Annotated in this window: 6 protein-coding genes; 3 read left to right on the top strand and 3 right to left on the bottom strand. The window is 49.6% G+C overall.

Annotation, left to right across the window (positions count from 1 at the left end):
• Positions 1-567 precede the first annotated feature (567 nt).
• The 3 genes from AB3R30_RS04785 to AB3R30_RS04775 form a co-directional block, all read right to left on the bottom strand.
• Positions 568-1,122, bottom strand: coding sequence for a phycobilisome protein (locus AB3R30_RS04785; protein WP_458648001.1), 555 nt, complete (start codon positions 1,120-1,122; stop codon positions 568-570).
• A complete protein-coding gene (locus AB3R30_RS04780) occupies positions 1,115-1,600 on the bottom strand; it encodes a 2Fe-2S iron-sulfur cluster-binding protein (RefSeq protein ID WP_458648000.1) in 486 nt (161 codons plus the stop codon). The genes AB3R30_RS04785 and AB3R30_RS04780 overlap by 8 nt, the downstream gene beginning before the upstream one ends.
• 91 nt (positions 1,601-1,691) lie before the next feature.
• Positions 1,692-2,585, bottom strand: a complete 894-nt coding sequence (locus AB3R30_RS04775) for a hypothetical protein (RefSeq protein ID WP_458647999.1) — start codon at positions 2,583-2,585, stop codon at positions 1,692-1,694.
• Between the two features lie 192 nt (positions 2,586-2,777).
• Between AB3R30_RS04775 and AB3R30_RS04770 the strand changes: the two genes are divergently transcribed.
• The 3 genes from AB3R30_RS04770 to gltB all read left to right on the top strand — a co-directional run bounded on the left by AB3R30_RS04770 (position 2,778) and on the right by gltB (position 10,105).
• The gene (locus AB3R30_RS04770) at positions 2,778-3,803 is read left to right on the top strand and encodes a LysR substrate-binding domain-containing protein (RefSeq protein WP_458647998.1); all 1,026 of its coding nucleotides are present in this window, start codon (positions 2,778-2,780) and stop codon (positions 3,801-3,803) included.
• A gap of 5 nt (positions 3,804-3,808) precedes the next feature.
• Positions 3,809-5,329 carry a protein kinase domain-containing protein gene (locus AB3R30_RS04765; RefSeq protein ID WP_458647997.1) on the top strand — a complete coding sequence of 507 codons (1,521 nt, stop codon included), beginning with the start codon at positions 3,809-3,811 and terminating at the stop codon, positions 5,327-5,329.
• Between the two features lie 198 nt (positions 5,330-5,527).
• Positions 5,528-10,105, top strand: coding sequence for a glutamate synthase large subunit (gltB, locus tag AB3R30_RS04760; RefSeq protein WP_458647996.1), 4,578 nt, complete (start codon positions 5,528-5,530; stop codon positions 10,103-10,105).
• The last annotated feature ends 2 nt before the right edge of the window (positions 10,106-10,107 follow it).

Genomic DNA, 10,107 nt, shown 5'->3' with positions numbered 1-10,107 from the left:
GCCATAGCTGTCAACTTAGGCATTGCTGAATTTGGGGATGAAATTTGTAGGGGCAATCCCTTGTGGTTGCCCTCCATCCCCGGCAGGGTAAGGTACAAGGACTAACCCTACAGTCAGAAATCATACTTACATTTAGCAACGCCTATCTCTGGGTCGGGGGACGCAGTGGGCGCAAATTCAACTCTATGCCACTTGGTTTTTTATGCTGTCCTCAATGACTTGTGCGCAGAAGTCGCAGTCGCTTTAAGGCAATTGCTAGAGCGCATCTCAATGGAAATGGTGTTTCGGTCGCTTTATCATTTTGCTCAAGCGAAACAACGAGATGCCGCGACCGAATAGATTCCCTATCTTGTCCACTTTCAGCAGTCTTTTGGCTTGCTCAAAGCCCACACCCAGCGAGGGCGAAAAAATGACGCACTAGCGCTTGACATCTGGCTTCCTTCTTTTAGTTGACAGCTATGGCACAAGACCTATCCCTACAGTCAAAAATCATACTTACATTCAGCAATGCCGGGTTGTGAGAGTATCTCACGCCATCTCACTGGTTTCAACCCGTCTCTAAACTGTCTAAACTGCACCCAAAACTTGTCGATTCATTTCTAGAATGGGGCAAAATAAACTTGCTTGAGGTGCGGTTAGATGTTCCTTAATAACAGTCTGCATCACTGCATAGGTGACATTACAACTGCGTTCAGCGCCAAATGCTTTCATAATCGTCCGAAACCAAAACAATAGGCGATCGCGTAATGAATCCGGATCATTCAGCAGCATGGCGATCGCCGAATATCGCAGCACCCGAATCGTATCCCGTTTCCACTTTGCAATCAGGTCTGCATTATTGCTGTGAAAAAGTGACGGCTCAAGAAACTGTATCTTGGTCAATACCTGCTGCACAATGACTGCTTCCGACGCTTGCAACCGTTGATACGTTTGCACTCTCAAATAAAACGATCGCCCAAGCTCACTCACAAACTCTAACTCCTCATCCGTCGCATAGCGACCGTCTGTTTCGCAGCTTAGTTTTTGCAGTTGGCTTAGCATTTCGCAACCTCTTTCATCAGTCTCTTGTTCCCGATTCCACTTACCATACGCCTGAAACCGCACATCCAAAACGCTAAACATCAGTACTATTTGTCAAAAATTGCCCCATATTAAAACTCGTTTTATCTTCAATTTGCTTCATCATTGAGCGAGTAATCAGCTTACCTGCTTCCACCAAAACTTGACCCGTAATTGGGTGGAGCAAATCCTGTTCAGCCCGACGACCAATCAACGCTTCAATATCCTTAATTGAATTGATATACATCCCCGGCGGCAGTTCTACCACTACGCCATTGTTTAATACTCGCGCCTGACACGCTAACCGAGAATTTGGCTTGCAGGTCGTAATCACTTCTAGTGTGCGCTGTTCTCGCCGATTCACGGGAGATAATCCTCCCATGCCGCTTTTCACATAGACATGGCAGGTGGCACACAGACCACGCCCACCGCATTCTTTTAATACATCCAGATCTTTGTTAATCAAAATTGATAACAGATTGCCGTTCGTTTCAACAGAGGAGTCTTGAGAAATAGGTTCAAGCCGGACGATTTTAGCCATGAAAGTAAGAATGAAGAGGTTTTGAGTTTTGAGTTTTGAGTTTTGAGTTAGTTTTGTCCCTAGCCCCTAGGTTCCCAACTCCTCATTTAATTCAGCCCAAAAGTAAGGCTTTTTGTTCATTTGTTAAAACTTTTTGATTAATTAGGGATGGAAAATCGCGGATTACTTGAGAACACCGGGTGACAAAGGTCGTGACCCATTCTTGAATCCAGAGGAGTTCTTGAGGACTGACTAAATTTTGTAACGATTGGGACGGGGTGCGGGTCAGGCTAAATTGCCCGGATCGCTCAATTTGAAATTGGTTTAACCATTCATGGCTGGGGCGGGTCGATTTCCAATAGTTAACGACGACATGAATACCTAAATATTGGGTTGTGACTTGGCTGAGGGTATTCAAAGCGGTCAAAATATCTTCGAGGGTAATATTGAGCGGACTAGCAGCCGAGGACTGGACAGGCTCAGGGAGATCGAGATCGGGAGAGGCTGGCTCCATCTCGGTGCTAACGCTGGAAAAAAGGCGAGATGTCGGTTGAGATACTTCGGCTGGTGTGCGGTTTTGAGTGGCAGTTACGTTGGCTTGGGGGCGTTTGGGACGGTTCAATCCTGGCAGAGTGGCAGCACCCGTTAATAGGCGAAAGGTGGCGATCGCATCTGCCATATTTTCCCGTAGGGCGATCGTGAGGGTTTTAACGGTTTGTTTGTATTCAGAATAAACTAAACCACTTTTAGTCAGAACCAGTAAAATCATTCCTGGATCAAGCTTATGAATATGAACTTGATAATTAGCAAACTGAAATTTAAATGATTCAAACCCTTCGGGAATGGTGTCAACAACTTGCAAAATACCCTGAGCTAAAGCTTCTTTTTGTTGGTAGTTTAAAGCGTGATCAATTCCACAGAAATAGGGGCGGGATCGCTTATCTATCAAAGCAAGACCCGCAATTCCTGGTAAATTCAGAAAGTCCTGGATAACTTCCTGTTTCATATAGTCTTTTTACGATTTGATACAATCATGTACCGAATTTAAGGCTTAGAGGTTCTACAGATTATTTCACAGTTTATCTATGCTACGGTTTTGGTCTTAGAAGCCTCAGAATGATTTGATCCTGATCATCTTCATTGGGCTGTATCTGATAGGTAAATTCTTCGACTCCTTTCCATCTTCAGGTTTAGCTGTATGTCTGACCTTCCTTTTACCTTAGATCAACTTCGGATTCTCAAAGCGATCGCTGCTGAGGGGAGCTTCAAACGCGCTGCTGATAGTCTATATGTCTCTCAACCAGCCGTTAGTTTACAAGTCCAAAACCTAGAGCGCCAGTTGGATGTGCCCTTGTTCGATCGCGGTGGCAGACGAGCGCAGCTAACCGAAGCGGGACATTTGCTGTTGAGCTATGGAGAAAAAATTCTAACGTTATGTCAAGAAACTTGTCGAGCGATTGAAGATTTGCAAAATTTGCAGGGTGGAACCTTGATTGTGGGAGCCAGTCAAACCACCGGAACCTATTTGCTGCCGCGCATGATTGGCATGTTTCGGCAAAAATATCCTGATGTTGCAGTTCAACTTCATGTACATTCAACTCGGCGTACCTCCTGGAGTGTGGCAAATGGACAAATTGATCTGGCAATTATTGGCGGTGAAATTTCGCCTGAACTGCAAGACTCTTTAGAAATTATTCCCTATGCGGAAGATGAACTCGCACTCATTTTGCCAATGGATCATTCATTAGCCCAAGAGGACATTATTCAAAAAGATGATTTATACAAGCTCCAGTTCATTGCTCTAGATTCTCAATCCACCATTCGCAAGGTGATTGATCAGGTGCTAACCCGCTGTGGCATTGAAACCCGTCGTTTGCGGATTGAGATGGAGCTTAATTCGATTGAGGCAATTAAAAATGCGGTGCAGTCTGGTTTAGGGGCGGCGTTTGTTTCCATTTCGGCGATCGAAAAGGAACTACAAATGGGGGTGCTGCATCGGGCAAGAATTGATGATGTAATCGTCAAACGGATGCTGTCGGTGATTATCAATCCCAATCGCTATCGTTCTAAGGCAGCAGAGGCATTTTGTAAAGAAATTTTGCCAAAGTTTGCCTCGTATACCGCCGAACTCCAGCGCTATACGATCGCCCATGCGGAGCCAATTCCAGCGATCGCGCCTAGTTTGGAGCATCTGGCACGGGTCGCATCTGATATCGATGTGTAACATCTATGGATCTCCATTGCACCCGTCCAGGTTGCCAAAGACCTGAGAATTGTTTTACCGATCTGGATGATTCTGCAACGCTAAAGGCGGTTCAGCAGAAATTTTGCACGAATTGCGGAATGCCGTTGATCTTAGTGGGGCGCTATTTACCGCAAAAGCTGCTGGGGCAAGGAGGGTTTGGAGCCGCTTTTTTGGCGCGCGATCGCTATACTCCCGGTTTGCGCCGCTGTGTGGTGAAGCAATTTCAACCTGCCAATACTCTCAGTCCCAAGCAACTCCAAATTGCCCAAGATTTATTTGAACGAGAAGCCGAGGCGCTGGAGGATTTAGGCAATGCCCATCCGCAAATTCCTGACTTATTTGCCTTTTTTGAATTAGCCGTGCCCAGTTCGCAAGCTAGCCGGGACGAACAATTTTTCTACCTGGTGCAGGAATATATTGATGGGCAGACGATGGAGCAGGAAATGGCGGAGGCTGGCGCGTTTTCCGAAGACAACCTGTTGAAAGTGCTACAAGAAATTCTGAAAGTGCTGCAATTTGTGCATGAAAACGGTTCTATCCATCGAGATATCAAACCGTCTAACATCATGCGGCATCGCAATGGACTGATTTACCTACTTGATTTTGGCGCAGTCCGTCAGGCAACCAAAGCTGGGGTTAAATCAACCGGAATTTATTCTGAAGGGTTTGCGCCACCGGAGCAAATGGCAGGTGGGGAGGTGTATCCCTCTAGTGATTTGTATGCGCTGGCAGTGAGTTGTCTGATGTTATTGACCCACAAGCAGCCTAGTGAATTGCTAGAAACCTATAGCAATACTTGGCGCTGGAAATCGCATTGCTCTGTGAGCGATCGCTTAGGCGACATTTTGGATCGGATGTTACAGTCAGTGCCTAGTCAGCGTTACCAATCTGCGGCTGAAGTGCTAGCTGCATTGGATGGCGCGTCTTTTGGGTCGCCTTCATCCTCCATTTCTCTGAAACCACAAGCTGCCTCACTGCCGAGTCCTGTTGCAACACCGCCGTCGCCTACCACGTTTCCAACGGTTCCTATGCCCAATCAGCCTGCACCCATTCAGCCGGCTCAGCCGATACAACCTGTGGCATCTCGTCCGGCGATTCGTTCCACGATCCCAAAGGGAATCGCGCCCTTTTCCCTGTTAGAACAACTAGCAAACGCTGGGTTTACTGGCTTTGAGGCTGGATTGTTGGCGATCTCCCTGATTAGCGTGTTAGGCACTACTCTAATTAGCGGTGTTTTTTGGCTGCTGCTGCTGGCGGGTCTGGTTTTTGCCCAATCACGCCGGGTGATCGAACGAGTAGACTTAGTGATTATTGCCGCGCTGACTGTGGGAGGCGTGTTTGTGCTGGCGGGGTTGAAACGGCTGGCAATCGCGCCTTTGGTTGGCAGTCCTTGGCTAACGGCGATCGCCTTAGCGGTGATGGCAGGACTATTGGCGATCGCTCTCACCACTTTATTTCGATTGGTCTACAAACTGCTGTCCCTAATCATTGCTAAATTTTTCTAACGCTTCACGCTAAAAATTAGGGGAAATTGCCAAAAAGATCTATTAATTTCCTTAAATATGTGGGTAGAAGGGGTTCTTTGTCAGAATATTTGTGTGGATTGATGCGCTCTGCTACTACTTTCTCAGCCATTTAAGTAGTAGATTGATAATCTCTTCCTGCCACTTGATTGGGTCGTAATTTTAATGAATAGCAACGGAATGCCTCCAAAACAGGGTTTGTATGATCCGCAGTTTGAACACGATGCGTGTGGCGTTGGTTTTATCGTTCATAAAATGGGTCAGAAGTCTCACGAGATTGTTGAGCAAGCCCTGACAATTTTGTTGAATATTGACCATCGGGGAGCGTGTGGCGCGGAAACCAATACCGGAGACGGGGCGGGGCTGTTGATGCAGATTCCCCATAAGTTTTTGCAAAAGGCAATGGCAACTCAAGGGGTTATCCTACCTGAGGTCGGAAGCTATGGAGTTGGGATGATTTATGCTGCGTCCGATCGCGCTCAGCGAGAAGCGAGTCGGCGGCTCTTTGAAACTATTGTGATGGAAGAGGGACAGCGCGTTTTGGGCTGGCGAGATGTGCCAACCGATAATGCTTCTCTGGGCAACACGGCGAAAGCGAGTGAGCCATTTATGCAGCAGGTATTTATTGCGCGATCGCCTGATCTGACGGATGAGTTGGCGTTTGAACGCAAGCTGTATGTGATTCGGAAGCGATCGCACTCGATGATTCGGGCGACTCAGATTGATCCCTACTGGTATCCTTCCAGTCTGTCTTGCCGGACGATGGTGTACAAAGGAATGCTGATGCCCGTGCAGGTGGGACAGTATTACCCTGAGTTGCATGATCCTGATATGGAGAGTGCTTTAGCATTGGTACATTCTCGCTTTAGCACCAATACGTTTCCAAGCTGGGAGCGATCGCATCCCTATCGCTACATTGCCCACAACGGCGAAATCAATACATTGCGCGGCAACATTAACTGGATGCACGCCCGCCAATCGCTGTTTGAATCTGAGTTATTCGGCGATGATTTGAAAAAAGCGCAGCCCGTAATTAATATTGACGGCAGCGATTCGCTGATTTTTGACAATGCGCTGGAACTGTTGGTGTTGGCAGGGCGATCGCTGCCCCACGCCATGATGATGATGGTGCCGGAACCCTGGACGGCTCACGAATCGATGAGCGCGGAAAAGAAGGCATTTTATAAATATCACTCGTGCCTGATGGAACCCTGGGATGGTCCGGCATCGATCGCGTTTACCGATGGCACAATCATGGGCGCAGTCCTCGATCGCAATGGCTTACGTCCTTCGCGCTATTACGTCACCAAAGATGATCTGGTGATTATGGCATCAGAAGCGGGAGTCTTGCCAATTGCGCCGGAGCGGATTGCCTTCAAGGGTCGGCTGCAACCGGGGCGGATGTTCTTGGTGGATATGGCGCAAGGACGGATTATTGCAGATGAAGAAATTAAGCAGCAGGTCGCCACAGAGCATCCCTATGGAGAATGGCTGACTCAGCATATGGTGTCATTATCCACGCTCAAGGATGCGCCCGAATCCGCAGAAATTCCCTTCACCGCTCCACTGCTCCAACGGCAAACCACATTTGGATACACGTTTGAGGATTTGCGACTGCTGCTCACCCCCATGGCGCGGGATGGCGTGGAAGCGATCGGGGCAATGGGTGCCGATACGCCGCTTGCTGTGCTGTCTGACCGTCCAAAGCTGCTGTATGACTATTTCCAGCAATTATTTGCTCAGGTGACCAATCCGCCGATCGACTCGATTCGGGAAGAAATTATTACCTCTGCGGAAACCACAATTGGCTCAGAGCGTAACCTGTTAAAGCCAGAGCCGGAAAGCTGCCGTTTGATTGAGCTTAAAACGCCGATTTTGAGCAATCAAGAGCTAGGCAAACTTCAGCAGATTGATCAAGCAGGCTTTAAGTCTGTGACCCTGCCGATTCTCTTTAATCCGAAAGCGGGTGTAGTCGGTCTAGAACAGGCAATCCAGGAGATGACCACGGCGGCAGATCAGGCGATCGCCACGGGTGCCAATATTCTAATTCTCAGCGATCGCGCGATTGACCCAGATCATGCGCCCATTCCTGCTTTGCTAGCGGTTGCTGGACTCCATCACCATCTGATTCGGACGGGAACTCGTACCCGCGTCGGTCTGGTGCTGGAATCGGGCGAACCCCGCGAGGTGCATCACTACGCCACGCTGATTGGCTATGGCTGCGGCGCGATTAATCCGTACCTGGCTTTTGAGACGATCGCCGACATGATCCAGGAAAGATCGCTGGTCAATGTGGACTATCCCACTGCCTGCAAAAACTACATCAAAGCGTCGACCAAAGGTGTGGTTAAAGTTGCTTCCAAAATTGGTATTTCCACGATTCAAAGCTATCGCGGTGCCCAAATCTTTGAGGCGATCGGGCTAAATCAGTCGGTGATTGACCGCTACTTCACTTGGACTGCCTCTCGGATTGAAGGGGCAGATTTGAACGTGATTGCTCAAGAGGCGATCGCCCGTCATCATCATGCTTTCCCGGATCGCGAGGTGAATGGGCACACGCTGGATGTGGGCGGCGAATATCAATGGCGCAAGGAAGGCGAGGCGCATTTGTTCAGCCCCCAAGTGATTCACACGCTGCAACAGGCAGTCCGGGCGGACAACTACGAGTTGTATAAACAATACGCCGCCTTGGTGAACGAGCAAAATCAGAAGCATTTCACGCTGCGAGGATTGCTTGCCTTTAAAGCTCGTCAACCCGTACCGATTGATGAAGTAGAACCGGTAGAAGCGATTCTGAAACGGTTTAAAACGGGCGCGATGAGCTACGGCTCGATTTCTCAGGAGGCGCACGAAGCCTTGGCGATCGCCATGAACCGGATTGGCGGCAAATCCAATACGGGCGAGGGCGGCGAAGATCCCGATCGCTACACTTGGACAAACGATCAAGGCGACTCTAAAAATAGCGCGATTAAACAAGTTGCCTCTGGTCGATTTGGCGTGACCAGTCTCTATCTGTCGCAAGCGCGAGAACTGCAAATCAAAATGGCACAGGGCGCAAAACCTGGTGAGGGCGGTCAGCTTCCGGGTAAAAAAGTTTATCCCTGGATTGCCAAAGTCCGCCATTCTACGCCCGGTGTGGGACTAATTTCACCACCGCCCCACCATGATATTTATTCGATTGAAGACCTGGCAGAGTTGATCCACGATTTGAAAAACGCCAACCGCGCCGCACGGATTAGCGTCAAGCTGGTGTCGGAAGTGGGAGTGGGCACGATCGCCGCTGGGGTTGCCAAAGCCCATGCCGATGTGGTGCTGATCTCTGGCTACGACGGCGGCACCGGAGCCTCCCCCCAAACCTCGATCAAACATGCAGGATTGCCTTGGGAACTGGGTTTAGCCGAAACCCATCAGACCTTGGTACTCAACAATCTGCGATCGCGGATTGTGGTTGAAACTGATGGACAGATGAAAACCGGGCGCGATGTCGTGATTGCCGCTTTGCTGGGTGCGGAGGAATTTGGCTTTGCCACGGCTCCCCTGGTCACCCTCGGCTGTATCATGATGCGCGTTTGCCACCTCAATACCTGTCCCGTGGGAGTTGCCACCCAAGATCCGCAACTGCGCGAGAAGTTTACCGGCGATCCTGCCCATACCGTCAATTTCATGACCTTTATTGCTCAAGAAGCGCGGGAACTGATGGCACAACTGGGGTTCCGCACCTTGAACGAAATGGTGGGTCGCACGGATGTGTTGGAACCTCAAAACGCGATCGCCCACTGGAAGGCAAAAGGGTTAGATTTCTCCAAAATCCTTTATCAACCCGACGTGTCGCCCGATGTGGGGCTTTACTGCCAAATTCCCCAGGATCACGGGCTGGAAAAATCCATTGATATGACAAAACTGCTGGAACTTTGCCAACCGGCGATCGAGCGGGGTGAAAAAGTCACTGCCACCTTACCCATCACCAACGTGAATCGCGTTGTCGGCACCATCCTCGGCAACGAAATCACCAAGCGCCACTGGGAAGGATTGCCCGATGATACAGTGCATCTCCACTTCCAGGGCAGCGCCGGACAAAGCTTTGGTGCCTTTGTGCCCCAAGGAATCACCCTAGAACTGGAAGGCGATGCCAACGACTACTTGGGCAAAGGATTGAGCGGCGGCAAAATCATCCTCTATCCGCCCAAGGTGTCCACGTTTGCCGCAGCCGAAAACGTGATTGTGGGCAATGTGGTGCTGTATGGCGCAACCTCCGGTGAAGTGTATATCAACGGCATTGCTGGAGAGCGCTTCTGCGTCCGCAATTCCGGCGTAAACACCGTGGTAGAAGGCGTGGGCGATCACGGCTGCGAATATATGACAGGGGGTAAGGTGGTAATTTTGGGCGAAACTGGACGCAATTTTGCGGCTGGCATGAGTGGGGGCATTGCCTATATTTTGGATGAATCTGGCGACTTTGCTAGCCGCTGTAATCAACAAATGGTGGGCTTGGAAACGCTGTCTGACCCAGAAGAAATCGCCGACCTGCGCCAACTAATCCAGCAGCACATTGACTATACGGCTAGCCCCAAAGCCACCCAAGTGATTGCCAACTGGGAAGCAACGGTGCCCCAATTCGTCAAAGTGATGCCCAAGGATTACAAACGGGTGTTGCAAGCCATTGCAGACGCGATCGCCTCTGGACTCAGCGGCGATGATGCCCTCACCGCCGCCTTTGAAGCCAACATCCGCGACGTAGCCCGCATCGGTGGAAGCTAGTT

This window comes from Sivoneniella epilithica UHCC 1019, from assembly GCF_040830845.1.
Taxonomy (GTDB): Bacteria; Cyanobacteriota; Cyanobacteriia; order Leptolyngbyales; family Leptolyngbyaceae; genus ULC077BIN1.
The sequence above is the reverse complement of the archived record's forward strand: the minus strand, read 5'-3'. Positions and strand labels throughout refer to the sequence as shown.